Below are 26,713 nucleotides of genomic sequence, written 5' to 3'. Positions count from 1 at the left end.
ATGTGGCGGTTTGAAGCCCCCGCCCGCACGGCGACTCCGAAGGGCCAAAACCTTCATGTCCTACGCAGCACAACTCAGCACTGCATCACCTACACACCCATGCAGCACCCCACCTTCGTGGCACACCCTTTTTCAAGAACTCGCATCCCTGCTGCAACTCACGGACCTGCTTCTTCAAACAGGCTATCTCCGCGGCTTCGGTAGCCGCTTGTCTTTCCTCGGCATTGCCGCGCTCCTTCTTAAGCTTCGCGACCCAGATGCCAACCGTCTGGGGCACCAGCTCGCAGGAAGCGGCCACCGACGCGATCGCGCGATCCTCCTCGATCACCCCGCGCACCACCTGCGCCTTGAACTCATCACAGTCACTTCGCCCTCGAGGCGGCTCCATCCTATCGAATCAAAGGAGGACGAACGTCCTCCCCTGTCCGAGAAACACCACTCACCCCAGACAGCCGCCGCCGTGGGGGATGTTGCCGATCTTCCTGACCTCGACATGGACCAGTGAGCCGGGGTGGTCGTGCTCGTAGCGGCGGATCGGTTCCCCGGTGGCCCGATCACAGGCTGATAACCGGTTGAGTCGGCAGGCCGTGAGGATCCGTGTGACGCTCAAAGGTGCGATACCGAACCGGGCAGCGAGCTGGACCGGTCCCTCTGGGAGCCCAAGCCGCAGGCTCACGCAGCGTCTGACTACGCGCTGTGGGGTCTTGTTCGGGCTGTGGTGGGGGCGTGACGATCTGTCCGTCATGGGCTCGCCGGCCCGGTAGCGGTCGGCCCATCGTTTGACGGTGGGCCAGGAGACCTGGAACCTCGCGGCGACCTCGCAGATCGGCACGCCGCTGTCGACAACGAGCCGGGCGACGATCGGACGGTGTCTTGGGGTCAGTGCTGCGTTAGCGTGGGACACAAGAGGGCCTTCCTGGCTTGACGTGGTGCTGTGGCAAGTCCCACTCAACCAGCAAGGCCCTCCCCTTGCTCACACGCCCGGATCACAGTCCTTCAACCAACCTGTCCGATCAGTACACCTAACCGGTCCACTCCCGGACCGTGCCAGGCGATGCCCAGCGCGGCCAGGAGGAGGGCGAGAGTCACTGCCCCGAAGGCGATCAGCCGCCCAAAGCCGAAGAGCAGCGCGGCCACTGGTGGCCCCACGATGGAGGCCACCGCCCCATGGCGACGATCCAGGAACTCGCCCGCGACTCGGTCGTCCCGTGGAGCCAGGGGAGGAAGGCGGAAGTGCCGGCGGAGACAACGACGGCGCACAGCGATTGCAGGGCGGCGCAGGCAACCACCGGCAACGCACAGGGCGACACCACCATTCCCAGCACGCACAGAGCGTAGGCCGCGGCGGCGGCGATCCAGGCGATTCTCCCCGAAGCACGATCGAGCAGCGAGCCGAGGACCGGGGCCAGGAGCACAGGCGGGAGCAGATTCGCCAGAGCAACGCCCGTCACCCACCACGCGACGGACAGGCGCGAGGCCGACAGCAGGAGCAGGGCGTGGACCACCGAATCGCCGACAGCGCTCACGACAATGGCGGACAGGACGAGGGCGAGGCGGAACCTGCTCATGTCCATCGGATGGCCAGGGCATGGAGCCCGGGCGGCGCAGAGCGCGAGTGATTGCCAACGGCCGCGTCGCACTGAGGGGGAGCCGAAGGACGTGAGTCGGGCTGGCGGGATTTGAACCCGCGGCCCCCTGCTCCCAAAGCAGGTGCGCTACCAAACTGCGCCACAGCCCGGAAGAGCCGTCGGGGCCGCCCTGATCGACGGCCCCGAGAAGCTCTCAGAGCGGGTGACGGGAATCGAACCCGCGCAATCTGCTTGGAAGGCAGAGGCTCTACCATTGAGCTACACCCGCGAGGGAGCGGAGGCGTGTGATTTCAGCCCCCGCACTGGTCTCAGTGCTCGATGAGACCGGCCTTGTAGGCCCTCACCAGGCGGCGGGGCACCGTGATCTTGCGCCCCCCGATGCGCACGGTGTCGAGCGTGGTGAGCTCGGCCTTCCACTGCGAACGGCGGTTGCGGGTGTTGCTGCGGGACATCTTCCGCTTGGGCACTGCCATGGACCCGCTCCTTCCACGATAATTAGGGATCCTTCGATCCGTCGAAAACTGGACCGAGGGACACCATAACGACTCCCGGGCGCGGGCTTCCAGCCCGGAACCGGTGTCGGCCATGTGACATCGGTCCCGTCGGCGCGCCGCCCTCACCGCCCCTGCCCTTCGCGGCGCCCACCGGTGGGGCACCGCCCCATGGGAGGATGGCCGAATGAGCCTGCACCAGGTCAGCGAGCCGAGCCCCTCATGCCTGACCCCCGCACGCGCCGACCAGCCGGAGATCGGCCTGGAGGTCAAGCGCTCCCGCTTCCTGGGGCGCGCCGCCCGTGCGGAGAGCGAGGAGGAGGCCAGGGCCTTCATCGCCCGCATCCGCTCGACCTATCCCGACGCCCGCCACCACTGCTCGGCCTTCATCCTGGCCCCGCAGGGGGCCCAGCCCGTCGAGCGCTCCAGCGATGACGGCGAGCCCTCGGGCACCGCCGGCCAGCCCATGCTGGAGGTCCTGCGCGCCAGCGGCGCCGTCAATGCCGCCGTCGTGGTGACCCGGTACTTCGGCGGCACCCTGCTGGGCACGGGCGGCCTGGTGCGCGCCTACTCCGAGACCGCCGCCCGCGCCCTGGCGGCCGCCTCCTGGGTCGAGCAGCGTCGGGCCCACCTGTGGGAGGTCCGGGTTCCCCTCGCACAGGCCGGCAGGCTGGAGGCCGAGCTGCGGGCCCTGCCGCCGCGGGAGGGCATCGGCCTGGAGGAGACCATCTGGGGGCCCACCCACGCCGTCCTGACCCTGACGACCGCCTCCTCCGACGCCGTCGCCCTGACCGAGGTCCTGGCCTCGCGCACTCAGGGGCGGGCGGTGCCCGAGCCCGCGGGCAGTCGCCTCGTCGAGACCCCGACGGCGGCCCCCGCCACCGTGACCCGATAGCCCACCCGCCTTCTGCTGGCTCACACGCATACCGCCGGGTCAGAACGGACGAACTGGCCCAGCGTGATGCGAGTGACCCAGCAGGAAGCGCACGGGCCAGCAGGAGATGGACGGCCCCCGCTGTCACGCCCACGGCGAAACAATGCCCACAATGCGGTTCTGCAGGTCGCCGTGCCTCAGGACGCCGGTAGTATGCCCCTATCCGCCGTCATGCGGTGGCCGACGGGCGTCAAGACCGATCCGCGCGCACCTGGCCCCGCGTCCCCGGGCACCCGGCGCACAATCGCCGGAGCGGGGAAGATCGAGAGGAGGACATCATGAGGGCTGCTCCTGCTGTGCCCGTGATGCGCCGCATGTCCTCCTGCTGTCGGTGTCGATAGGGCGCCAGGCCACGATATCCAGTGCGCGCGTCGCTGCGCGCATGCCCGGCGCTCCCCCGTGCAGCCCCTACCCGACTGCCACCCCATGCGGCCGCGAACCGCACCCGGGCCCGCCTCGAACAGGTCTGGTGCCGCCGGCGCTGTCACGCCGCCTCCGGGACCCCGGAGCCCCGGTGGGCAGGGCCCCGATCGACTCCCGATCGGCCACCGCCCCAGGCACTGCAACCGGCCCCGCGCCGGCCCAGGCCCTGCCAGCCCGCGGGCCCGCCCACGCACGCAGAAGTAAAGGAATCATCATGGCCTACGCGAACGACGTCACCGGCCTCGTCGGCAACACCCCCCTGGTCCGCATCAACCGCATCACCGACGGCGCCCCGGCCACCGTCCTGGCCAAGGTGGAGGCCTTCGAGCCGGCCTCCAGCGTCAAGGACCGCATCGCCCTGTCCATCGTGCGCGCCGCGGAGGAGTCCGGTGCGCTCAAGCCCGGGGGCACCATCATCGAGGCCACCTCCGGCAACACCGGCGTGGGCCTGGCCATGGTGGGTGCCGCCCTGGGGTACCGGGTGGTCATCACCATGCCCGAGACCTTCTCCAAGGAGCGCCGCGCCATCATGCGCGCCTTCGGCGCCGAGTTGGTGCTGACCACCGAGGGGGGCGTGGCCGGGGCGGTCAAGCGCGCCGAGGAGATCCAGGCCGCCACCCCCAACTCCATCCTGGCCTCCCAGTTCACCAACCCCGCCAACCCCAAGGTCCACCGCGAGACCACTGCCCGGGAGATCCTGGAGCAGACCGGTGGCGGGCTCGACGCCTTCGTGGCGGGCATCGGCACCGGCGGCACCCTCACCGGTGTGGGCCAGGTGCTGCGCCAGGAGAAGCCGGGGGTCAGGATCTACGGGGTTGAGCCCGCCGAGTCCCCCCTGCTGAGCGAGGGCTCCTGGTCCCCGCACAAGATCCAGGGCATGGGCCCCAACATCATCCCCGAGGTCCTGGACCAGCAGGTCTGGGACGAGCTGCTCCACATCAGCTCGGAGCAGTCCATCGCCTATGCCCGCCGCGCCGCCGCCGAGGAGGGGCTGCTGGTGGGCATCTCCTCCGGCGCTGCCCTGGCGGCAGCCGCCGAGCTGGCCAAGCGCCCCGAGTTCGAGGGCAAGACGATCGTCACGGTCCTGCCCGACACCGGCGAGCGCTACCTGTCCACGGTGCTGTTCCAGGACCTGCTCAACTGAGACCGAGGGCCCGCGGTGCCCGCGCCCCAGGGCCGGGGCGCCGCGGGCCCCGCCCCGGCCGGCGCCGTCCCACCATCGAGGAGAACACCATGCCCAAGCCGCCCGGACCGGCGAAGCCGGCCACGACGATGCGCCGCCTGCTGGAGCAGGCCCGTGGAGACCTGGCAGCCGCGCGCAGGCGCGACCCCGCGGCGCGCTCCAGCCTGGAGGTCGCCCTGCTCTACCCCGGGGTGCACGCCCTGTGGGCCCACCGGGCCGCCCACCAGCTGTGGAACCACGGCCACCACTTCTCTGCGCGCGCCCTGGCGCAGATCGCCCGGGGCGCCACCGGCATCGAGATCCACCCGGCCGCCAGGATCGGCGAGCGCTTCTTCATCGACCACGGCATGGGTGTGGTCATCGGGGAGACCGCGGAGGTGGGCGACGACGTTCTCATGTTCCACGGCGTCACCCTGGGCGGGGTCTCGATGAGCCCGGGCAAGCGCCACCCCACGATCGGCAACAACGTGCAGATCGGGGCCGGGGCCAAGGTGCTCGGGCCGGTGACGGTGGAGGACGGCGCCAAGATCGGGGCCAATGCCGTGCTGGTCAAGAACCTGCCCCAGGGGCATGTGGCCGTGGGCGTGCCCAGCCGCGCCCGCGACCCCCGCACGGATCCCGAGCTCATGCTCGACCCCACCATCTACATCTGAGCGTCTCTGATGAAGGAGGGCTCCGGGCGGCTCAGCGCATGACAATGCCTGCGGCCAGGTCGCGCAGGCGGCGGAAGACCGCGCCGCCCGAGGCCCGCGACCCGTTGTGCTCGTACTCGCTGGTGATCCAGGTGCGCATGCCCGGTATGAGGGAGGCGGTCTCCAGGGACAGTGCCATGGGGACGAAGACGTCCCGGGCGTAGACGGCCGCCGCGCCCGGGACCCGGGCGGCCCGCAGGCAGTCCTGCGCATAGAGGCGCGGCCACTCCTGCTCGGCCAGGAGGTCGGCGACCTCCAGCCAGGGGGCGAGCAGGGGGTCCTCGGCCAGATGGGAGTGGCTGAGATGCTCACCGGTGAGCAGGGTGGGGTCCTGGGCGAAGGCCTCGGGCAGGCCCCGCTCGGCGGCCCACGCCGTCACCCCGCCGTCGGCCCAGCAGGACTCGTGGATGACGGCGTAGAGCGGGTTGCGGGCGCTGAAGGGCAGCATCCCGGCCAGGTCGTGCCGGAAGCGCGCGGAGGCGGGGTCGGCCTCCAGGAGGTGGTGGAGGGCGTCGGCTCCACCGCTGGCGCCCAGGGCGATGCCCAGTCCGCGCAGGCGGGTGGGGCCCACCGGGCGGCCCTCGGGGGTGAGGATCTCACCCCGGGCGGCGGCCTCCATGAGGGCGGCCATCCGGTCGCGGTCGGCGGGGTGGCGGGCGTAGTAGTCCTCACTGGCCGACCGCATCGCCTCGTAGGTCAGGGCGTAGACCTCCTCGATGCCGTGGCCCACGGCCGGCAGGCCCCCGGTGAGGTAGGCGCGCTCCAGGCTGTCGGCATGAGCGGAGAGGTAGCGGGTGACGCAGAAGCCCCCGAAGGACTGGCCCGCCGCGCTCCAGCGCTCCAGGCCCAGGCCGCGGCGCAGGTCCTCGCAGTCCTCAACGATCTCATCGGCGCGCATGTGGGTGAGCAGGCGGGCCGTCCCGGCCGCATCCCCTCCGGCGTCGGGGCGGTCGATGGGGGTCGAGCCTCCGGTGCCGCGCTGGTCGAGCAGGATGAGGCGGTGGTGCTCCAGGAGGGCGCCCAGCCATCCCAGGCCGGCGTCGGCGCTGGGGCGCGGCGCCTCGAATCCCGGGCCGCCCTGGAGGAAGACCAGCGGCGGCTTGACGGCCGGGTCCTCGCCCGCGAGCGCGACCTCCCGGGCGTGGAGGGTGAGGGTGCGCCCGCCATCGGGCATGCGGTCCCCCTGGCCGCTGCGGTCCAGGGGGACGGCCAGGCGATGCTCGCGGGTGAGGAGCCCGGCGGTGGCCGAGGACCAGGCGGTGGAGCTCAGTGCTGAGGTGGTCACGGGCGCACTTTAAGCGGCCCGGCGACGCCCTGCACCCGTACTGGACGCGATCCGCCTCGGCGGTGCCCGGCTGTCGCCTGCGCTTTCGCCCTTCTGGACACGGATATGCTCCCTTGAAGAGGGCGCATGTGCGTCCAGAAGGGGCGGATCGCACGGAGGCGGGCCCTCGACGGCGCTCAGCGGGCCTGGCAGCGCGGGCACCAGAAGAGGCGGCGCCCGGCGACCTCCCTCTCCGCGATGGGCGTCCCGCAGCGCAGGCACGGCCGGCCGGTGCGGTGGTAGACGTACCAGCGCCCGGCCTCCTCATCGCCCGGCGGCAGCGGCTCGGGCACGTCCTGCTCATCGACGGTGGTGATGAAGCCGGTGGCCACCCCGTACTCCATGAGCGGCCCGAGGTCGTCCCAGATGGCGCGCAGGCGCTGCTCGCTGACCCGGTTGCCGGGGCGGAAGGGGCTGGTCCCGGTGCGGAAGAGGGTCTCGGCGCGGAAGATGTTGCCGGCTCCCGCCAGGACCGACTGGTCCATGAGCAGCTCGCCCACCGCCTTGCGCCGGCGCCGCGCCGCGGAGACGAAGGCCTGCGCCTGCCCGTCGGGGCGCAGCGGGTCGGGCCCCAGGCGGCGGCGCACGGCCGCCACGCCATCGGCGTCCAGCAGCTCGCAGGCCGCGGGCCCGGTGAGGTCGGCGACACCGTGCTCACCCTGGAGCCGCAGGCGCACCGCCCCTCGCGGCTCGGGCGGCTCCCACTGCCGGGACGCCGGGGCGAGGGGCTCCCCCGGCCCGCCACCACGCGCGTCCCCGGAGGCCGTCCCGGGCTCGGCGCCGCCCTGGCCGAGGAGCGCCCGGGGCACCGGGTCCTGTCCCCTGAGTCCGGACAGGGCCGAGCCCCCGCCGTGGGCCAGCGCATGCTCGCCCCGCTCCCCCACCCGCCGCCGGGGCGCGCCGATGGCGTGGGGCGCGGTGAACTCTCCGTCCCCGTCGAAGGTCCAGGAGCCGTACAGGCCCAGGTGGATGCGCAGCCAGGTGACGGCCCCGTCATCCACGGGCAGGTCGGCCCGCGGGCCGAAGGGGACGAAGAGGTGCTTGCCGTGGGCCTGGGCCCCGAGCATCACCTGCCCGTCGAGCCGCTCGGCGCCGGCGGCGAAGCGGCCCTGCGGGGAGGAGGCGCGCAGCCGCTGCCCTCCGTAGAGCTCGCTCAGGGCAGCGGCGAGTCGGTGGATGGTGTGGCCCTCGGGCATGGTCCGATGCTGCTCCTGGCACTCGTCCCGGTACTTCGGCGGCGGCTCAGCCCCGGGCGGGGGAGATCCCGGCATGGGCGCGCAGCTCGTAGTCGGCGAGCTGGGCGATGCGGCGCACGTGCCGCTCATCGCCGCTGAAGGGCTCGGCGATGAAGGCGTCGATGATCTCCAGGCCCTGGTCCCGGGAGTGCATGCGCCCGCCCAGGGCCACCACGTTGGCGTTGTTGTGCTGACGGGCCAGTCGAGCGGTCTCCACCGACCAGGCCAGGGCTGCTCGCACCCCGTCGACCTTGTTGGCGGCGATCTGCTCACCGTTGCCGCTGCCGCCCAGGACGACGCCCAGGCTCCCGGCGTCGGCCACCACCGCCTCCCCGCAGTCCAGGCAGAAGGCGGGGTAGTCGTCCTCGGGGTCGTAGGCGTGGGCGCCGTGGTCGATGACCTCGTGCCCTCGCCCGGCCAGGTGCTCGCTGAGGGCGGCCTTGAACTCGAAGCCCGCATGGTCGGAGGCGATGTGGATGCGCATGTCAGGGATTGTGCCTCACGCGAACACCTCCGCGCAGCAGCGGGGCCGTGAGGTCCGTCCTGGTCGCAGGGCGCTAGCGTGGCGCCATGACTGACGCCCCCGCCTCTCCCGCATCCTCGCCCTCCTCCCGCTCGAGCGCCCCGGCGGCGCCGGCCGCCTCCGCCGGGCCCTGCGCGGAGCGGGTGATCGCCGGGGTGCTGGAGAGCAGCGCCATCGACGGGGCCGTGCGCCCCCAGGACGACCTCTACCGCTACGTCAACGGCTCCTGGCTGGCCACCGCGCAGATCCCGGCCGACCGGCCCGGCACCGGCGCCTTCATCGCCCTGCGCGACGCCTCGGAGGAGGCCTGCCGCGAGATCGTCGAGGAGGCGGCCCGACAGGCGCAGGACTCGGGCGCGCAGGCGCCGGCCGCGTCGAATCGCGGGCGGATCGGGGCCCTATACGCGTCCTTCATGGATGAGGAGCGCATCGAGTCCCTGGGCACCGCCCCCCTGGAGGCCGATCTCGCCCCGGTGCTGGGGGCCTCGACCAAGGAGGAGCTGGCCCGGGCCATCGGGGCCATGATCGCCACCGGCTTCACCGGCGTCATCGACGCCGCGGTGGAGGTGGATCTCAACGATCCGCAGCGCTACACCACCTGGATCGGGCAGTCCGGGCTCGGCCTTCCCGATGAGTCCTACTACCGCGAGGAGGCCCAGGCCGAGCTGCGGCGGGCCTACACGGCGCATGTGGCCAGGATGCTGGAGCTGGCGGGCCTTCCCGAGCGCCTGGGCGCCCCGGCCGAGGATCTGGCCGGCCGGGTCATGGCCCTGGAGACGGCGCTGGCCAAGGGCCACTGGGACCGGGTGGCCTGCCGTGACATCGAGAGGATGAACAACCCGATGTCCTGGCAGGAGGCACTGGGCTCGGCCCCGGGCCTGCCCTGGCAGGAGTGGCGCGCGGGGGTGGAGCAGGCTGCGGCCCTGGCCGGGGTGGAGCGCACCCGCCTGCTCGATGAGGCCATCGTCACCCAGCCCGACTACCTGCCGCATGCCGCGGGCGTGTGGGAGTCCACCGACCTGGAGGATCTCAGGGCCTGGGCGGCCTGGCACGTGGTCCACGGGCGGGCCTCCCTGCTGCCGGCCGCCTTCGTGGAGGAGAGCTTCGAGTTCTACGGGCGCACCCTCCAGGGCACCGACGAGCTGCGGCCGCGCTGGAAGCGCGGGGTGGGCCTGGTGGAGTCGTGCCTGGGCGAGGCCCTGGGCGAGCTGTACGTCGAGCGCCATTTCCCCGCGCCCCACAAGGAGGCCATGGAGGTGCTGGTCGCCCGCCTCATCGAGGCCTACCGCGAGTCCATCTCCTCCTTGGAGTGGATGAGCCGGGCCACCCGCGAGCGGGCCCTGGAGAAGCTGGCCCTGTTCACCCCCAAGATCGGGTACCCGGTCAAGTGGCGGGACTACTCGGCCGTGGTGATCACCCCCGGCGACGTCATGGCCTCGGTGCGCAGCGTGGAGGCCGCGGACCTGGCCCGGGCCCTGGACAAGCTCACCGGCCCGGTGGACCGCGATGAGTGGCACATGACGCCCCAGACGGTCAACGCCTACTACAACCCGACGATGAACGAGATCGTCTTCCCCGCCGCGATCCTCCAACCGCCCTTCTTCGACCCGCAGGCCGACGACGCCGTCAACTACGCGGGCATCGGCGCGGTGATCGGCCACGAGATCGGGCACGGCTTCGACGACCAGGGCTCGACCTTCGATGGGACCGGGAAGGTCAGCGACTGGTGGACCCAGGAGGACCGCGAGGCCTTCACCGAGCGCACCCGGGCGCTCATCGCCCAGTACGACGCCTACCGCCCGGCCCTGCTGGTGGAGCGCGCCCAGGCCGCGGGCACCCCCGTCGATGAGGTGCCGCATGTCAATGGCGCCCTGACCATCGGTGAGAACATCGGCGATCTGGGGGGCCTGGGCATCGCCCTGAAGGCCTACCGCCTGGCCCTGGCCGCCCAGGGCATCGAGTCGGTGGACCAGGCGCCGGTGATCGAGGGGCTGACCGCCATGGAGCGCTTCTTCTACTCCTGGGCGCGCATCTGGCGCTCGAAGAACCGCGATGACTACGCCGAGCTGCTCCTGACCATCGACCCGCACTCCCCCGCGGAGTTCCGCTGCAACGGGATCGTGCGCAATGTGGATGCCTTCTACGAGGCCTTCGACCTGGGGCCCGACGACGCCCTGTGGCTCGACCCCGACGAGCGCGTCTCCATCTGGTGAGCGGGTCGGCCCGGTGAGCGGGCCGACCCGGGGTGCGGCCGGGGCCGGGATGGCGGGCCGCGGCCGCGCCCCTACCCCACGCGCCCGGGCCGCCGCCCCGCGACGCGCCGGGCGCCCGCCCAGGGCGCCTCATCGCGCCAGGCCATCGCGAGGCCGGGCTCCCCGGGCCCGATGCGGCCCCCATCGCCGCCGAGACCTGGGCAATAGGGCCCTGACCAGCGCATCCTCCATGGGATGGCCCCCACGGCGAAGCCCCTCCGACCCCCGTCACCGCGCCGCGACCCGCAGGCAGCCGAGGAAGATCACATTTTCATCACCCTCAAAGATGGCGCGACCCAGGGGTTTCACGCTAGCCTCGTCAATGATCACAGCAACGTCACGATCCGGATCGGGGCGTGGCCCACACGAGAACCCAACTGAACCCAATCCCACCCTTGGAGGTCTCAATGCGTCCTGGACGCCCCCTCACCGCCTTCAGCGTCGGCGCCGCCATCCTCGGCGCCTCCCTTGTCGCTGCGCCGGCCCTGGCCGACGAGTCCACTGACAGCCAGTTCGACATCACGACGGTCGCCGATGTCGTCAACCCGGCCGACACCGCGCTGGCCGTGTCCGGCGTCGGCTGCACCGGGACGAATGCCACCGTCGGCGTCGCCCTGCTGCCCCCCGGCAGCAATGACGTCTCCGGCGGCGTGACCGTCACTCCCGCCGCGGACGGCTCCTGGAGCACCACCCTGGACGTCGCCGCGGCGATCAAGGCCAGTGGCGGCGACCCGAACCAGGACGGCTGGAGCGTCGGCGCCGCCTGCGGCACCTACAACGGCGTCACCGGCGCCGACGCCGAGGCCGTCGTGTTCGACAACACCGAGGTCACCGGCAGCTACACCATCACGGGCGAGGCCGGGGCCCAGACCATCGCCGTGGAGGTCGGCGGCTTCTCCAGTGGCGAGACCGCCACCGTCACCCTCAACGCGGTGGAGGACAACTCCGTGGCGGCCACCCTGGGCGAGATGACCATCGACCAGGACGGCAAGGGAACCGGCTCCTTCCCCGCGCCCACCAGCATTCCCGACGGCACCTACCGCCTGGTCATCACCGGCAGCCGCTACGGCGAGACCGCCGGCTCGATCAAGCTCATCCAGGTCTCCGGCGGCACCTACAGCGCCGTGGAGGACAACAGCGGCAAGGGCGGCCAGGGCAATGACGGCACCGTGGGCTCCACCGGCACTGACGGCGCCACCCACGAGCCCGCCGCCTCCCAGGGCAGCGGCGCCACCGTGTCGGTGACCGCTGGTGCCACCCAGGCCGCTGCTCCCGCCCGGGGCAACTCGGCCCTGGCCCGCACCGGCGCCAACGGCCTGCTCTTCGGCGGCATCGCCCTGGCCCTGGTGGCCATCGGCGGCGGTGTGCTCTACGTCCGTCGTCGCAAGGCCTGAGCCCATGATGCTGGGATGACCCAGTCCTCCACCTCCTTCGCCGGGGAGGGCACGCCAGGCGTGCCCTCCCCGGCGAAGCTCTCATCCGGCCGGCCCTCCCCTCCGCAGGGCGCACGCCGCCGCTGGGCGCCGCCCCGCAGCTGGTCCCGGCGACGGCGCCTGACGATCATCGCCCTCGGCCTGGTCCTGGCCCTGGTGGCACTCATCTGCACGGACCTCGCGGTGCTCTCCCACCGGCCCCAGCGGGTGGAGGTGGCCCTGCCCCAGCCCGGCCCCCAGGCATCCGGCTCCCCCGGGCAGACCTGGCTCATCCTGGGCCTGGACTCCCGCGAGACAGTGCCGGCCGGCCCCAACCACTACGGCACCACCGCCGAGGTCGAGGGATCCCGGGCCGATATCATCGCCCTGGTCCAGCCCGGCGACGAGGGCCTGTCCGTGCTCACCCTCCCCCGGGAGCTGACCGCCCGCGGCCCCGGCGGGGAGCTGGAGCGCCTCGCCGCCAGCCACCTGCGCGGCCCCCAGTACACCGTCGACCTCCTGTGCGGCTCCCTGGGAGTGACCACCACCCACCTGGTGACCATCGACATGGCGCAGTTCGCCGCGATCATCGACTCCCTGGGGGGCCTGGAGGTCGAGATACCCGAGCCCGTGCGCGACAGCTACTCGGGACTGGACCTCTCCCGGGCGGGGCGCCAGCGGCTGGACGGCGTCCAGGCCCTGGCCCTGGTCCGCTCCCGGCACCCCGAGATCCTGCGCGAGGGCGCCTGGACCCCCCTGGGGGAGACCGAGGGGAACAAGTACCGCAGTGAGTCGACCTCCATGGTCATGACGGCGATGCTCAGCGCCATGAGTGATGGCGCCGCCAACCCCTGGACGATGCGCACTCGGATCCATCGGATCGCCTCCCACCTCTCCCTCGATGAGAGCACCGGGGCCCTGGATCTGCTGTCCCTGGCGCGCTCGGCCTCCCGGGCCCGCAGCAGTGGCGCCCTCACGGTCGAGGGCCTGCCCCTGCCCACCCAGGAGGGCAGTGTCATGGCCTTCCCCGATGAGCGCTCCCACGAGGTCCTCGCCCAGCACGGCTACACCCCCGGGGCCTGCACCCCGGCCGCGCCATAGCCCCGGCCGCGCAGGGGCCCGCTGCCCCGGGCGCCGGCCCGCGGCAGCGGCGTGCCCGGTGATGCTTCACCGCGGGCCGGAGCGGTGAGACAATCGGCGACGGCTCCCGCCCCGACTGCCGCACCGGTGCGGCAGGACCGGCCGAGCCGCCCCATCCACCCATATCGAGGAGCACACATGCCCGGTCAGAACCTGACCCGCGACGAGGCCATCGCACGCGCCGCCACCGTCACCACCACCAGTTACGACGTCGTCCTGGACCTCACGCGCGGCGAGCAGACCTTCAGCTCCACGACCACCGCGCGATTCAGCGCCACTCCCGGCGGCTCCACCTTCATCGACCTCATCGCCGCCGAGGTCCGCAGCATCGTCCTCAACGGCCGCCCCCTGGACCCCGCGCAGGTCTACGCCGACTCGCGCATCGCCCTGGAGGGCCTGGAGGCGGACAACGAGCTCGTCGTGGAGGCCGACTGCTCCTACATGCACACCGGTGAGGGCCTCCACCGCTTCACCGACCCCGCCGACGGCCAGACCTACCTCTACACCCAGTTCGAGGTGCCCGACTCCCGCCGCGTCTACGCCGTCTTCGAGCAGCCCGACCTCAAGGCCTCCTTCACCTTCACCGTCACGGTCCCCGCCGCCTGGACCGTCCTGTCCAACTCGCCCACGCCCGAGCCCACCGACGCCGGGGAGGGGGCCCGCACCTTCGCCTTCGCCCCCACCGAGCGCATGAGCTCCTACATCACCGCGATCGTGGCCGGGCCGTATGAGGGGGTCAGGGACGAGTACGTGGCCGACGACGGCCGCGTCATCCCCCTGGGCGTGTACTGCCGCGCCAGCCTGGCCCAGCACATGGACGCCGAGGAGATCCTGGAGATCACCAAGAGGGGCTTCGCCTACTACGAGGAGCTCTTCTCCACGCCCTACGCCTTCACCAAGTACGACCAGATCTTCGTGCCCGAGTTCAATGCGGGGGCCATGGAGAACGCCGGGTGCGTGACCCACCGCGACGACTACATCTTCCGCTCCCGGCCCGTTCAGGCCCGCGTGGAGCGGCGGGCCGTGACGATCCTGCACGAGCTGGCGCACATGTGGTTCGGCGACATGGTGACCATGACGTGGTGGAACGACCTGTGGCTCAACGAGTCCTTCGCCGAGTACACCTCCACCCTGGCCACCGCGGAGACCACGCGCTGGTCGGATGCCTGGACCACCTTCCAGACCATTGAGAAGGGGTGGGCCTACAACCAGGACCAGCTCTCCTCCACCCACCCGGTGGCCGCCGAGATCAACGACCTGCACGACGTCGAGGTCAACTTCGACGGCATCACCTATGCCAAGGGCGCCTCCGTGCTGGCCGCCCTGGTGGGCTACGTGGGCCGGGAGAACTTCTTCACCGGGATCAGGAACTACCTGGCCGCCCACGCCTACGCCAACGCCGAGCTGTCCGACCTGCTGGCCGAGCTCGAGGCGGTCTCGGGCCGCGACCTGTCGGCCTGGACCCGGGTGTGGCTCCAGGAGGCGGGGGTGACCACGCTGCGCACCGAGATCACGGTGGCCGACGGACTGGTCTCCCGGGCCGCCATCCGCCAGGAGATCCCCGAGGGCTCCCCAGCCTCGCTGCGCCCCCACCGCGTGGTGCTGGGCCTCTACAGCCTCACCGGCCAGGGCGAGCAGGCGCGCCTGGAGCGCACCGGGCGCGTGGAGCTCGACGTCGATGGCGAGCTGGCGGAGGTGCCCGAGCTGGTCGGCTCGGCCCGCCCCGACGTCATCGTCCTCAACGACGAGGACCTCACCTACGCCAAGGTGCGCCTCGACGAGGACTCGCTGCGACTGGGCCTGGAGCACATCGAGGCCTTCACCGAGTCCCTGCCGCGCTCGGTGGTGCTGGCCTCGGCCTGGGACATGGTGCGCGACGGCGAGCTCGCCTCCTCCCGGTTCCTCCAGGCGGCCCTGCGCGCCCTGGGCGTCGAGGAGCACTCCTCGGTGCTCCAGGGCCTGCTCGGCCGGATCACCACCTGCCTGTCGGCCTACCTTCCCCCGCAGCGGCGCCGCGAGCTGGCCTCCCCCACCGCCCAGGGCCTGCTGGACCTGGCGCGCGCGGCCCGGCCCGGCAGCGACAAGCAGCTCCAGCTCGTGCGCGCCCTGGCCGCCCACGCCACCACTCCCGAGCAGCTCGATGCGGTGGCGGGCATCCTGGAGGGCACCACGGTCCTGGAGGGCCTGGCCGTGGACCAGGACCTGCGCTGGGAGCTGCTCATCGGCCTGGTGGCCGCCGGAGGCCACGGCCAGGAGCGGATCGAGGCCGAGGCCGGGCGGGACGTGACCACCACGGGCCGTGAGCGCGCCGCCGAGGCCCGCGCCTCCATCCCCACCGCCCAGGCCAAGGAGGCCGCCTGGCGCGCGCTGGTGGACGACGCCTCGATGCCCAATGAGACCCAGGTGCGCGTCCTGCGCGGACTGACCAATGTGGAGCGCAGCCCCGAGCTACTCGTGCCCTATATCGCCGAGTACGTGCGCGAGGCCGAGGGGATCTGGGAGTCGCGCACCTTCCACATGGCCGAGAACCTGCTCAGGGGCCTGTGGTCCTCGGCCACGGTGGGCCTGGAGGGGGCCGACCCCATCGGCGCGCTCCGGGGGTGGCTGGCCGAGCACGAGCAGGCTCCAGCGGCACTGCGGCGCACCGTGCGCGAGAACCTGGATGCCGCCGAGCGGGTGGCCAGCGCCCAGCAGGCCGAGGCGGCGCTGCGGTGAGCCTGAGCATCCTGGCGCCCGTCAGCGGCGTGGTGGTGGGCATCGCCGAGGTCCCCGATCCGGTCTTCTCCGGCCGCCTCCTGGGACCGGGCCTGGCCATCGCGCCCGAGCGGGCGCCAGGATGCTCCCCGGCCCTGGCGCCGGTGGGCGGCACCATCTCCTCCATCCACCCCCACGCCTTCGTCATCACCGCGCCGGACGGGCGCGAGATCCTGGTCCACCTGGGTCTGGAGACGGTGGGGCTCAAGAGCCTGCACTTCCGGCCCCTGGCCCTGGTGGGTCAGGGGCTGGACGCGGCCGAGCCGGTGATCTCCTGGTCCCCGGCGGCGGTGGAGGCCGAGGGCCTCAACCCGATCGTCCCGCTGGTGGCCATGGGGGGTCAGGAGCGCGCACTGCGCCTGCCCGGCCCGGGCACCCGGGTGCGGGCCGGGCAGGCGCTGCTGCACTGGGACTAGGAGGCCGCAGCGGGGCCCGGCCTAGGAGCGCAGGTCGATCTCCTCGCGCACGGCCGCCAGCAGGCTTCCCAGGCGGACATTGCCGGGCAGGTCCTCGACCAGGACCACCTCTCCGGCGCCGTCGGCCAGCGGGATCTTCCAGTTGGGGTACTCCTCATCGGTGCCGGGCTGGTTCTGGGTGCGGCGCTCACCAACGCCGTCGACCAGGGCCACGCCCACCAGGGCCGAGGGGGTGCGCACCACGTAGCGGTGCAGCGCCTCGACGATCTCCCTCTCCGTGGGGCTCTCCCCCAGCAGGCCGTGCTCGCGCAGCCGCACCAGCATGCGATCGCGCTCCAGGCGGGCCTCGGCGCGCACCTGGTCCACGGACTCGCTCAGCAGGCCCAGGCGCTCGCGCAGCTCGACATGCTCATCGGCCAGGTAGCCGGCGGTGGGCGGCAGGTCATGGGTGTTGACCGTCGACAGCGCCAGGTGCCGGTAGACCTCGGGCTGGAGGGGCCAGCCGTCGTGCTGCTTCTCGAACCACAGGACGCTGGTTCCCAGCACCCCGCGGCTGGCCAGGTACTCGCGCGCCCAGGGCTCGACGGTGCCCAGGTCCTCACCGATGATCGTGGCGCCGGCCCGGTAGGCCTCCAGGAGCACCACCCCGACCATGGCCTCGTGGTCATAGCGCACGTACGCCCCGGCGTCCGCGCCCATGCCCTCGGGGATCCACCACAGGCGGAACAGGCCGATGATGTGGTCCACCCGCAGCGCGCCGGCGTGGCGCAGCACGTAGCGCACGACCTCGCGCAGCGGGGCGTAGGCGGACTCGGCCAGGTGCTCGGGGCTCCACGGCGGCTGGGACCAGTTCTGCCCCTGCTGGTTGTACATGTCCGGCGGCGCGCCCACGGTCACCCCCGGGGCGAAGGCCTGGGGATCGGACCACACGTCGGCCCCCCGCGGATGGACCCCCACCGCCAGGTCGCCCATGATGCCCAGGGCCATCCCCGACTCCAGGGCCGTGGCCTGGGCCCGGGCGAGCTGCTCGTCGACGATCCACTGCAGCCAGGCGTAGAAGTCGATGCGCTCGGCCAGGCCGTGGGCCTCGTTGGCCACGTAGGCGGAATCGGCGTCGTGGAGCGTGGAGGGCCACTCCTCCAGAGGCCCGTACTTCTCGGTCAGGGCGCTCCACAGGGCGAAGCGCTCCAGGCCCTCGCCCTGCTCGGCCCTGAAGCGCTCGAAGTCGCGCTGCCGGGAGTAGGAGCGGCCCTCGGCGAAGATGACCTCCAGGGCCTCCAGCTTGGCCTTCCACACCGCATCACGGTCGATCGGCTCGGCGTTCAGGTTGGTCTCCTGGACCTCCTCGACCGCCCACTGCACCAGGGAGCGGCGCGGCCCGGACAGGCGCGAGACCTCCAGGATGCTCTCGGGGCGGATGTAGATGGGATTGATGAAGCGGCGGGTGACCGGCAGGTAGGGCGAGGGGGTCATGGCGCCCGCCGGCTCGGCGGCGTGCAGGGGGTTGATGAGCAGGAAGTCCGCGCCCTCGTCGCCCAGGAAGCTGACCAGCTCGGTGAGGTCATCGGCATCGCCCACCCCCCAGGACCGCCGCGAGCGCACGGAGTAGAGCTGGGCCATGGCGCCCCAGCCGCGGCCGCCGAGGGAGTCGGGCAGCTCCAGGCGCTCGGGGGTCACCGCCAGGGCGGCGGTCGCGGTCGTCGCGGCCTGGCCGCGGGCGGGGCCGACCTGGGCGACCAGCGTGTGCCAGCCCAGGGGCAGATCGCCGGGGAGGCTGAAGGTGGCCCGGCCGCGCAGGATCCCATCGACCTGCCGGGGGACGGTGAAGTCCTCGGTCTGGGCCAGTGCCCTCTCACCACCGCCCTCCAGGCGCACGCGCAGGGTCACCGAGGCGCCGTCGGGCAGGTGGACGACCACGGAGGAGGGAGTCCCGGCCCGCATGACCACCGTGGGGGGGAGGGTGCGCCGCCAGGGGGCGATGTCGTGCTCCTTGAGGGCCTCCTCGATCTCCTCCTCGTCGCGGGCCCTGACGCCCAGCGCGGCCAGGACCGCCACCAGGGTGGCGCGCCGGGGCGAGGCAAGTCTTCCGTGGTAGTCCCAGTACTCGGTGGAGACTCCATGGACCTCTGCCAGGTGCTTGAGGCTCTCGGAAGCCGGGATGTGGTCGTCGTTGATCTCAGTCATGTGCTTGGGCCAGCCTTGCAGTTTGCAGTGGTGCGCGGGAGGGCGGTGCCAGCCCGCAGGGATGGGGCGCGTGGTGCCGGGCCCACGTGCGCCTCGCCATCCGGGGCGACGCTGCCGAGCGCTGGGCGATCCATGCGTTGCAGCAAAGTTTGCACAACGGGTGGGGTCCTGGTCCACTCCGCCGCGCCCGGGCGCGCACCGAGGGCCGGCCGTGGGCGGGCCGAGGCGGTCCCCGCCCCGGGCGGCCCAGCCCTGAGCCACGTCAGAGCTTGGCGATCTCCGAGGCCAGGTCGTCCGCCGTGGGGCCGACGACGACCTGGACGACGCTGCCCGAGTGCACGACCCCGAAGGCGCCGGCGGCGCGCAGGGCCTCCTCCTCGACCTTGCCCGGGTCCACCACCTCCACGCGCAGGCGGGTGATGCAGGGCTCCAGGTCGACGATGTTCTCCTGACCGCCCAGTCCGGCGATGATCTGTGCTGCCTTGCTCATGAAAACTCCTCGTGCTCGTGTCCTGCGACCGCGCCTGCGGCACGGGCCGCGCCGGGGAGGCGGGGCCGGGGGCGGCCGGGACCGGTCGTGCTCGTCATCACTTTATCCCAGGAACGGGCCCGGGCGGCCTCGCCATGAGTGCGGCCCCAGCCCGCCCGCAAGATTTCTTCCCCTGGCGGAATGCCCTCAGATGCGGCCATCACAAGGCAGAATGAGCGGCGATCCCGTTTCGCCTCCGACGAGGAGCACGCAATGAGCGCGTCAGACGTCACCCCTACCACCCTCTCCGGCATCGGCGTGAGTCCCGGCCTGGTCGCTGGACCGGTCGCCCGCATGGCGCCGTCCATCCCTGAGCCCGAGATCGCGACTCTGCCCTCCGACACGGACTTGGAGAAGGAGTGCGAGCGCATCGCCGAGGCGGCCCAGCGGGTCAAGAAGGGCCTGGAGCTGTCCGCGGCCGAGGCCAAGGCCGAGGCCCGCACCCTGCTGGAGACCACCGCGCAGATGGCTGCCGACCCCACTCTGACCTCCTCGGCCCAAGCCATGGTGCGCGAGCGCCGCCTGGTCCCGGCCCGCGCGGTGTGGGAGGCGGCCGGCACCCTGGCCTCCATGCTGGAGTCCCTGGGCGGCTACATGGCCGAGCGCACCCGTGACGTCGCGGACGTGCGCGACCGCATCGTCGCGGTGCTCACCGACTCCCCCATGCCGGGCATCCCCCGCCTGCCCGAGCCCTTCGTGCTGGTGGCCGAGGACCTGGCCCCCGCCGACACCGCCCTGCTGGACCCCGAGAAGGTCGTCGCCTTCATCACCTCCGAGGGCGGGCCCACCTCCCACACGGCGATCCTCGCCCGCGCCCTGGGCATGCCCGCCATCGTGGGCACCGGTGAGGAGGTCACCGACGCCCTGTCCGACGGCGACATCGTCCTGGTCGACGGCACCAAGGGCACCATCACCCTCAACCCCTCCGAGGACGCCCTGCGCCGCGCCAAGGAGCTGGCCGCCCGCGTGCGCGTGTTCAACGGCGACGGCGCCACCAAGGACGGCCGCGAGGTCCAGCTGCTGGCCAATGTCGGGGACGCCGCCGGGGCGCGCAGCGCCGCGGAGGCCGGCGCCATGGGCATCGGCCTGTTCCGCACCGAGTTCTGCTTCCTGGACCAGCCCGAGGAGCCCACCGTCGAGGCGCAGGTGGAGGCCTACACCGGGGTGCTGGCCGCCTTCCCCGGCAAGAAGGTGGTCGTGCGGACCCTGGACGCCGGGGCCGACAAGCCCCTGCCCTTCCTCACCGACGCCACGGAGGCCAACCCCGCCCTGGGCGTGCGCGCCTACCGCACTACCCGCCGCGACCCCGAGGTCCTGGACCACCAGCTCGAGGCCCTGGCCAAGGCCGAGGCGGCCACCGAGGCCAAGGTGTGGGTGATGGCCCCCATGATCGCCACCACCGAGGAGGCCCGGGCCTTCACCGAGAAGGCCCGCTCCTACGGCCTGCAGACCGCCGGCATGATGATCGAGGTGCCCTCGGCCGCGCTCATGGCCGACAAGCTCTTCGAGCACGCCGACTTCGCCTCCATCGGCACCAATGACCTCACCCAGTACGTCATGGCCGCGGACCGCCTGCTGTCCTCCCTGGCCGACCTGTCCACGGCCTGGCAGCCCGCCGTGCTGCGGCTCATCGCCACGGCGTGCGAGGGCTCGGCGCACCGCAGCCGCCCGGTGGGCGTGTGCGGCGAGGCCGCGGCCGACCCGGCCCTGGCCACGGTGCTCGTGGGCCTGGGCGTGGCCTCCCTGTCGATGACGGCGCGCGCCCTGCCGGATGTGGACGCCGTGCTGAAGTCGGTGACCTTCGAGGAGTGCCAGGAGCTGGCGCGCATCGCCGTGGACTCCCCCACCGCCGAGGACGCCCGCGAGGCCGTCCGCTCCAGGCTGTCCATCCTGGAGGAGCTCGGCCTGTGACGCTCCCCTATCCCGTCCCCGGCATCGCTCAGGAGCCGCTCGGCTCCGTCGCCAGGATCCTGGCCCTCGATGCCGGGGACGGGAGGGATGAGTTCACCGCCTCCTCACTGCCCCAGCTCTCGGGCCGCGTCTACGGCGGGCAGGTGGTGGCCCAGGGCCTGCTCGCGGCGGCGGCCACGGTGCCCGACGACGGGGACGGCGAGCGCCTGCCGCATTCGGTGCATGCCTACTTCATGCGGGGCGGGCGCCCGGAGGAGCCCATCACCTTCCGGGTCGAGCGCCTTCACGACGGGCGCTCCTTCTCCCAGCGCCGCACCACGGCCCTGCAGGGGGGCACGGAGATCCTGAGCATGATCTCCTCCTACCAGGAGGAGCAGGAGGGCGCCGAGGTCCAGATGGGGGCGCCGGAGGTGCCGGGCCCCGAGGATCTGACCAGCGCCCTGGAGATCTTCCGCACCATCGACCACCCGGTGGCCAAGTTCCTGGGGCGCACGGCGGCCTTCGACATCAAGCATGTGGAGGGCAACCTCTACCTGCGCCCCGCCCCGGAGCCCTCTGCCTCCCAGCACCTGTGGATGCGAGCCCGGGGCCCGGTGCCCCCGGAGGCCTCCCAGACGGTGCACCGGGCCCTGCTGACCTACGTGTGCGACCAGGTGATGCTGGAGCCCGTCCTGCGCAGCCAGGGGCTGTGCTGGCGCAGCCGGGGCCTGAGCCTGGCCAGCCTGGACCATGCCCAGTGGTTCCACCGGGACGTCAACGTGGGCGAGTGGCTGCTCTTCGCCCAGGACTCCCCCAGCTCCCAGGGCGGGCGCGGGCTGGGCCGGGCGCGGGTCTACGACACCGACGGGCGCCTGGTGTGCACCATCGCCCAGGAGGGCATGGTGCGCATGCCCCGGGACGATGACGGCGCAGGCCAGGGCTCAGGCCGCTGGCAGGTGCGCCTCGACGGCGAGGCCGGCTGAGGGCCCGCCTGCCCGCCCTGTCTGCGCCGGGCCCGGCGCTCCTCACCGAGGCAGGCAGGCGGTGGCGCCCTCGGTCTCGGTGGGAGTGCCGGGCCCGGCAGGAGGGACGGGGGCGGCTCAGCCGCATGCGCTCCCTTGCGGGCTCAGCACCCTCCATCGCCTCTAAGGCTCGAGCAGGCTCGGCCTGACTCGGATCAGTCCCGGGTCAGCTTGCGGTAGGTGACCCGGTGGGGGCGGGCGGCCTCGGGGCCGAGGCGCTCGACCTTGTTCTCCTCGTAGGAGGCGAAGTTCCCCTCGAACCAGTACCAGTTGGCGGGATTGTCCTCGGTGCCCTCCCAGGCCAGGATGTGGGTGGCCACGCGGTCGAGGAACCAGCGGTCGTGGGTGATGACCACGGCGCAGCCGGGGAACTCCAGCAGGGCGTTCTCCAGGGAGGACAGGGTCTCCACGTCCAGGTCATTGGTGGGCTCATCCAGGAGGATGAGGTTGCCGCCCTGCTTGAGGGTCAGGGCCAGGTTGAGGCGGTTGCGCTCACCGCCGGAGAGCACGCCTGCGGGCTTCTGCTGATCGGCGCCCTTGAAGCCGAAGGAGGCCACGTAGGCGCGCGAGGGCATCTCGACATTGCCGACCTTGATGTGGTCCAGTCCGTCGGAGACGACCTCCCACAGGGTCTTCTTGGGATCGATGCCGGCCCGGGACTGGTCGACGTAGGACAGCTTGACGGTCTGGCCGATCTTGAGCTCCCCGCCGTCGAGCGGCTCCAGGCCCACGATGGTCTTGAACAGGGTGGACTTGCCCACGCCGTTGGGGCCCACGACACCCACGATGCCGTTGCGCGGAAGGGTGAAGGACAGCCCGTCGATGAGCGTGCGCCCATCGAAGCCCTTGTTGAGATCGGTGGCCTCCAGGACCTGGTTGCCCAGGCGGGGGCCCGGGGGGATCTGGATCTCCTCGAAGTCGAGCTTGCGGGTGCGCTCGGCCTCGGCGGCCATCTCCTCGTAGCGGGCCAGACGGGCCTTGGACTTGGCCTGGCGGCCCTTGGCCGAGGAGCGCACCCACTCCAGCTCCTCCTTGAGGCGCTTGGCGAGCTTGGCGTCCTTCTTGCCCTGGACCTCCAGGCGCTTCTCCTTGGTCTCCAGATAGGTGGAGTAGTTGCCCTCGTAGGGGTAGAGGTGGCCGCGGTCGACCTCGGCGATCCACTGGGCCACGTGGTCCAGGAAGTAGCGGTCGTGGGTGACGGCGATGACGGCTCCCTTGTAGGAGGCCAGGTGCTGCTCCAGCCACAGGACGGACTCGGCGTCGAGGTGGTTGGTGGGCTCATCGAGCAGAAGCAGGTCGGGGGCCTCCAGCAGGAGCTTGCACAGGGCCACGCGGCGGCGCTCACCGCCGGAGAGGTGCTTGACCTCCGCGTCGGGCGGCGGGCAGCGCAGCGCGTCCATGGCCTGCTCCAGCTGGGAGTCCAGGTCCCAGGCGCCTGCCGCGTCCAGGGCGTCCTGGAGGGTGCCCATCTCGGCCAGGAGGGCGTCGAAGTCGGCATCGGGGTCGGCCATGAGGGCGCTGATCTCGTTGAAGCGGTCAAGCTTGGCCTTGATGCCCGCCACGCCCTCCTCGACGTTGCCCAGGACCGTCTTATCCTCGTTGAGCGGGGGCTCCTGGAGCAGGATGCCCACGGAGTAGCCGGGGGTCAGGCGGGCCTCGCCGTTGGAGGGCTGGTCGATGCCGGCCATGATCTTGAGGATGGAGGACTTGCCGGCGCCGTTGGGGCCGACCATGCCGATCTTGGCCCCGGGGAAGAAGGCCATGGTGACGTCGTCGAGGATGACCTTGTCTCCGTGCGCCTTGCGCGCCTTGATCATCTGGTAGATGTACTCAGCCACTTCTTCGCTGCGCCTTTCGTCAGGGTGTGAGTGGGTGATCGCCTGCGCGCCAGCGGCTGCCGGGACGGTCGAGCCGTGCGCGCACCGCGCCCCAGCCTACGGGAGCCCCGTGGCCCTGGCGACGGCGCAGCGCCGTGAGGCGGTGCACGCCCATGCCTCCCCGGCGGGGGCTGCTGGGCCCATGCCCGGCCGCCCTACTGCTCGGCGCCGTCCTGCTGCTTGCGCCAGCGGATGCCGGCGTCGATGAAGCCGTCGATGTCGCCGTCGAAGACGGAGTCGGGGTTGCCGACCTCGTGGCCCGTGCGCAGGTCCTTGACCATCTGGTAGGGGTTGAGCACGTAGGAGCGCATCTGGTCCCCCCAGGAGGCCTTGACGTCCCCGGCCAGCTCCTTCTTCTTGGCATCCTCCTCCTGCTGCTTGAGCAGCAGCAGGCGGGACTGGAGCACGCGCATGGCCGCGGCACGGTTCTGGATCTGGGACTTCTCGTCCTGCATGGAGACCACCAGGCCGGTGGGCAGGTGGGTGATGCGCACTGCCGAGTCGGTGGTGTTGACGCTCTGCCCGCCGGGGCCCGAGGAGCGGAAGACATCGATGCGGATGTCGGACTCGGGGATGTCGATGTGGTCGGTGGACTCGATGAGGGGGATGACCTCGACGGCGGCGAAGGAGGTCTGGCGCCGGCCCTGGTTGTCGAAGGGGCTGATGCGCACCAGGCGGTGGGTGCCACCCTCCACCGAGAGGGTCCCGTAGGCGTAGGGGGCGTGGACCTCGAAGGTCACCGATTTCAGGCCCGCCTCCTCGGCGTAGGAGGTGTTGAGGACCTTGACGGGGTAGTCGTGGCGCTCGGCCCAGCGCGTGTACATGCGCAGGAGCATCTCGGCGAAGTCGGCGGCGTCCACGCCCCCGGCCCCGGAGCGGATAGTGACCACGGCGTCGCGCTGGTCGTACTCCCCCGACAGCAGGGTGCGGATCTCCAGGTCCGCCAGGTCCCGGCCGATGGCCACCAGATCCGCGTCGGCCTCGGCCAGGAGCTCGGCGGCGTCCTCGCCGGACTCCTCGTCGGCCATCTCGACCATGGCCTCCAGGTCGTCGATGCGCTCGGCCAGGGACTCGACCCGCTTGAGGTCGGCCTGGGCGTGGGACAGGGCGGAGGTGACCACCTGGGCGGCCTCCGGGTCATCCCAGAGATCGGGGGCCGAGGCCTGCTCGGAGAGCTCGGCGATGCGGGCCCGCAGCGCCTCGGGGTCGGTCACCGCGGCGATGGAGGCGTAGGTGTGTCGGAGTCGTTCGATCTCAGCGGGGAAGTCTGTGGCCACGGACCCGAGTCTACGGCAGCCCCGGCCCGCTCATCCTCAGCCCAGCTCCAGGCTCTGGGCCTGGGCGAGCAGCGCCTCGAGAACCGCGCGCGTGGCCGGGCCCGGCTCGGTGCGCGTGGCGCGGTGCCTGACCACCAGCTGCCGGGTGCCCAGCCCCGGCAGCCGCACCACGCCCACCCCCTCGGGCACCCCTCCGGAGTAGACGGCCAGCTCGGGCAGGAGGGCGCAGCCCAGGCCCTGGTTGACCATGGCCAGGACGACGTCGTAGTCGTCGGCCACGTGCCGCGTGGTCAGGGGCGTGCCGAGCTGGCGCTCCAGGCGGTCCAGGGCGAAGGCGCCGGCGGTGGAGGGGGCCAGGTCGATCCAGGTGGCGCGCACCAGGTCGGCCAGGGTGGCCGGCAGGGCCTGCCCCGGGGAGACGACGACCAGCCAGGACTCGTCGAGCAGGGGCACGTCCGCCATGCCGCGGGGCGCGCTGGGCAGGGTGTGCTCATCGCGCTCGATGAGCACCATGTCCAGCTCCCCGCGCCGCAGCCGGGCCAGGCCGCCGCGCTCCTCCACCTCCTCGATGATGAGCTCCAGGCCGGGCCGGGCCTGCTCCAGGGAGGCCAGGACGGGCAGGAGCACGGCGCGCACCGCCGAGGCGAAGGTGCCCACCCGCACCACCCCGGAGGGCGCCGAGTCGTCCAGGCCCGCCAGCTCGCGGCGGGCGGTGAGCAGCTCCTCCTCGATGCGCTCGGCGGTCTCGGTCAGGATGCGGCCGGCCTCGGTCAGGGTGGCGCCGGTGGGCATGCGGTGGAGCAGGCGGGCGCCGCACTCCCGCTCCAGCTGGCGCACCTGCTGGGAGACGGCCGAGGGGCTGATGTGCAGGGTGTCGGCCGCGGCCACCACTCCCCCGGAGCGGTGGACCGCCAGGAGGACGGCAAGACGGCCAGCAGAGATCTCCATGAAGGAAAACTACATCCCCCATGCAGATAGATGCGATTGACCTTCACCGCTCAAGGCAGCACGATCGTCGCCGTGAACGACCTCCTCCCCCTTCTCATCGCCGCCGGCGCCTGGATCGGCGCGGCCGAGCTCCTCATCGCCTACGTCCTGGTCTCCAAGGGCTCCATGGCCGGCGATTCCCTGAGGTACCAGGCGCTCAACATCTCCGGCTCCCTGCTGCTGATGACCAACTGCGCCTACACGGGGGCCTGGCCCAGCGTCATCGCCAACTTCTTCTACCTGGTGGTGGGCGTCAACATCCTGCTGACGGTCAAGCGCGCCTACATCGCCCAGCTCTCGCGCCGTCAGGGCGCCGAGCTCATGGCCCGCCTGCGCCGCACCTCCCCCTCCTCCCTGCCGGGCATGGCGGCGCCCCTGGAGCGCGCCTGAGGCAAGCGACGCGCCGCCGGGGCCGGGCAGGCCGGAGATCGGGGCCATGGTGGGCCCCTAGCTGTACTTCCCTGGGAGGTTGTGAACGGGTTGGGTAGGTGAAGGCCTCCTGGGCAGGATGTGGGTTGTCACGCTCACGTCCGGTCCGAGGAGGTCTTCATGACTCACGCTAACGCACCTTTGACGCCC

General features: G+C 72.1%; 22 protein-coding genes, 2 tRNA genes and 1 pseudogene. 12 read left to right on the top strand and 13 right to left on the bottom strand.

Features of this window, described 5'->3' with window-relative positions; genetic code table 11:
* Positions 1–505: hypothetical protein (locus J5X07_RS13160; RefSeq protein WP_243896837.1), on the top strand; the 505-nt coding region annotated here is incomplete at its 5' end.
* On the opposite strand, the pseudogene J5X07_RS12325 reads toward J5X07_RS13160, so the two are convergent.
* The 5 genes and pseudogenes from J5X07_RS12325 to rpmF all read right to left on the bottom strand — a co-directional run.
* Positions 452–904 (bottom strand): annotated as a pseudogene (locus J5X07_RS12325) (helix-turn-helix domain-containing protein); the annotation flags it as partial. The gene J5X07_RS13160 and the pseudogene J5X07_RS12325 overlap by 54 nt on opposite strands.
* Positions 905–1,103: 199 nt before the next feature.
* A complete protein-coding gene (locus J5X07_RS12320; protein ID WP_208479995.1) occupies positions 1,104–1,568 on the bottom strand; it encodes a hypothetical protein in 465 nt (154 codons plus the stop codon).
* A 96-nt stretch (positions 1,569–1,664) separates the two neighbouring features.
* Positions 1,665–1,738, bottom strand: a tRNA-Pro gene (locus J5X07_RS12315).
* A 48-nt stretch (positions 1,739–1,786) separates the two neighbouring features.
* Positions 1,787–1,857 (bottom strand) — tRNA-Gly (locus J5X07_RS12310).
* 40 nt (positions 1,858–1,897) lie between these two features.
* Positions 1,898–2,062, bottom strand: coding sequence for a 50S ribosomal protein L32 (rpmF, locus tag J5X07_RS12305; RefSeq protein ID WP_124933255.1), 165 nt, complete (start codon positions 2,060–2,062; stop codon positions 1,898–1,900).
* A gap of 205 nt (positions 2,063–2,267) precedes the next feature.
* Between rpmF and J5X07_RS12300 the strand changes: the two genes are divergently transcribed.
* The 3 genes from J5X07_RS12300 (at position 2,268) to cysE (ending at position 5,273) form a co-directional block, all read left to right on the top strand.
* Entirely contained in the window at positions 2,268–2,975 is a 708-nt protein-coding gene (locus J5X07_RS12300) for an IMPACT family protein (RefSeq protein WP_208479994.1), read from the top strand.
* A 676-nt stretch (positions 2,976–3,651) separates the two neighbouring features.
* The gene (cysK, locus tag J5X07_RS12295; RefSeq protein ID WP_124933253.1) at positions 3,652–4,581 is read left to right on the top strand and encodes a cysteine synthase A; all 930 of its coding nucleotides are present in this window, start codon (positions 3,652–3,654) and stop codon (positions 4,579–4,581) included.
* A gap of 89 nt (positions 4,582–4,670) precedes the next feature.
* A complete protein-coding gene (gene cysE / locus J5X07_RS12290) occupies positions 4,671–5,273 on the top strand; it encodes a serine O-acetyltransferase (RefSeq protein ID WP_424924140.1) in 603 nt (200 codons plus the stop codon).
* 31 nt (positions 5,274–5,304) lie between these two features.
* On the opposite strand, the gene J5X07_RS12285 is transcribed toward cysE, so the two are convergent.
* The 3 genes from J5X07_RS12285 to J5X07_RS12275 form a co-directional block, all read right to left on the bottom strand.
* Positions 5,305–6,597 carry an alpha/beta fold hydrolase gene (locus tag J5X07_RS12285; protein WP_208479993.1) on the bottom strand — a complete coding sequence of 431 codons (1,293 nt, stop codon included), beginning with the start codon at positions 6,595–6,597 and terminating at the stop codon, positions 5,305–5,307.
* A gap of 176 nt (positions 6,598–6,773) precedes the next feature.
* On the bottom strand, positions 6,774–7,832 hold the full coding sequence (locus J5X07_RS12280) for an Fpg/Nei family DNA glycosylase (protein WP_208479992.1): 1,059 nt from the start codon (positions 7,830–7,832) through the stop codon (positions 6,774–6,776).
* A gap of 46 nt (positions 7,833–7,878) precedes the next feature.
* A complete protein-coding gene (locus J5X07_RS12275) occupies positions 7,879–8,355 on the bottom strand; it encodes a ribose-5-phosphate isomerase (RefSeq protein WP_124933250.1) in 477 nt (158 codons plus the stop codon).
* 86 nt (positions 8,356–8,441) lie between these two features.
* Between J5X07_RS12275 and J5X07_RS12270 the strand changes: the two genes are divergently transcribed.
* The 5 genes from J5X07_RS12270 (at position 8,442) to J5X07_RS12250 (ending at position 16,368) form a co-directional block, all read left to right on the top strand.
* On the top strand, positions 8,442–10,607 hold the full coding sequence (locus J5X07_RS12270) for a M13 family metallopeptidase (protein ID WP_208479991.1): 2,166 nt from the start codon (positions 8,442–8,444) through the stop codon (positions 10,605–10,607).
* A gap of 446 nt (positions 10,608–11,053) precedes the next feature.
* Complete coding sequence (locus J5X07_RS12265; protein ID WP_208479990.1) at positions 11,054–12,040, top strand: LPXTG cell wall anchor domain-containing protein; 987 nt, start codon at positions 11,054–11,056, stop codon at positions 12,038–12,040.
* A 15-nt stretch (positions 12,041–12,055) separates the two neighbouring features.
* The gene (locus J5X07_RS12260; RefSeq protein WP_208479989.1) at positions 12,056–13,159 is read left to right on the top strand and encodes an LCP family protein; all 1,104 of its coding nucleotides are present in this window, start codon (positions 12,056–12,058) and stop codon (positions 13,157–13,159) included.
* 177 nt (positions 13,160–13,336) lie between these two features.
* The gene (gene pepN, locus J5X07_RS12255; protein ID WP_124933246.1) at positions 13,337–15,913 is read left to right on the top strand and encodes an aminopeptidase N; all 2,577 of its coding nucleotides are present in this window, start codon (positions 13,337–13,339) and stop codon (positions 15,911–15,913) included.
* Positions 15,910–16,368, top strand: a complete 459-nt coding sequence (locus tag J5X07_RS12250; protein WP_124933245.1) for a PTS sugar transporter subunit IIA — start codon at positions 15,910–15,912, stop codon at positions 16,366–16,368. Before pepN ends, J5X07_RS12250 begins: the two co-directional genes overlap by 4 nt.
* Before the next feature lie 21 nt (positions 16,369–16,389).
* On the opposite strand, the gene malQ is transcribed toward J5X07_RS12250, so the two are convergent.
* Complete coding sequence (gene malQ, locus J5X07_RS12245) at positions 16,390–18,552, bottom strand: 4-alpha-glucanotransferase (protein ID WP_124933244.1); 2,163 nt, start codon at positions 18,550–18,552, stop codon at positions 16,390–16,392.
* Between the two features lie 262 nt (positions 18,553–18,814).
* On the bottom strand, positions 18,815–19,042 hold the full coding sequence (locus tag J5X07_RS12240; RefSeq protein ID WP_124933243.1) for a PTS sugar transporter subunit IIB: 228 nt from the start codon (positions 19,040–19,042) through the stop codon (positions 18,815–18,817).
* Positions 19,043–19,294: 252 nt separating this feature from the next.
* On the opposite strand from J5X07_RS12240, the gene ptsP reads away from it, so the two are divergent.
* Both ptsP and J5X07_RS12230 read left to right on the top strand, forming a co-directional pair.
* Positions 19,295–20,992, top strand: a complete 1,698-nt coding sequence (gene ptsP, locus J5X07_RS12235; RefSeq protein WP_208479988.1) for a phosphoenolpyruvate--protein phosphotransferase — start codon at positions 19,295–19,297, stop codon at positions 20,990–20,992.
* A complete protein-coding gene (locus tag J5X07_RS12230; RefSeq protein ID WP_208479987.1) occupies positions 20,989–21,954 on the top strand; it encodes an acyl-CoA thioesterase in 966 nt (321 codons plus the stop codon). Before ptsP ends, J5X07_RS12230 begins: the two co-directional genes overlap by 4 nt.
* Positions 21,955–22,148: 194 nt before the next feature.
* On the opposite strand, the gene ettA is transcribed toward J5X07_RS12230, so the two are convergent.
* The 3 genes from ettA to J5X07_RS12215 form a co-directional block, all read right to left on the bottom strand.
* Entirely contained in the window at positions 22,149–23,831 is a 1,683-nt protein-coding gene (gene ettA / locus J5X07_RS12225; RefSeq protein WP_124933240.1) for an energy-dependent translational throttle protein EttA, read from the bottom strand.
* Positions 23,832–24,025: 194 nt separating this feature from the next.
* On the bottom strand, positions 24,026–25,147 hold the full coding sequence (gene prfB, locus J5X07_RS12220) for a peptide chain release factor 2 (protein ID WP_124933239.1): 1,122 nt from the start codon (positions 25,145–25,147) through the stop codon (positions 24,026–24,028).
* A gap of 36 nt (positions 25,148–25,183) precedes the next feature.
* Complete coding sequence (locus tag J5X07_RS12215) at positions 25,184–26,095, bottom strand: LysR family transcriptional regulator (protein ID WP_124933238.1); 912 nt, start codon at positions 26,093–26,095, stop codon at positions 25,184–25,186.
* A 72-nt stretch (positions 26,096–26,167) separates the two neighbouring features.
* Between J5X07_RS12215 and J5X07_RS12210 the strand changes: the two genes are divergently transcribed.
* Entirely contained in the window at positions 26,168–26,524 is a 357-nt protein-coding gene (locus J5X07_RS12210) for a CBU_0592 family membrane protein (protein WP_244924987.1), read from the top strand.
* The last annotated feature ends 189 nt before the right edge of the window (positions 26,525–26,713 follow it).

Source organism: Actinomyces bowdenii, from assembly GCF_017592395.1.
Classification (GTDB): domain Bacteria; phylum Actinomycetota; class Actinomycetes; order Actinomycetales; family Actinomycetaceae; genus Actinomyces; species Actinomyces bowdenii.
This window is presented reverse-complemented; position numbering and strand designations above follow the sequence as displayed.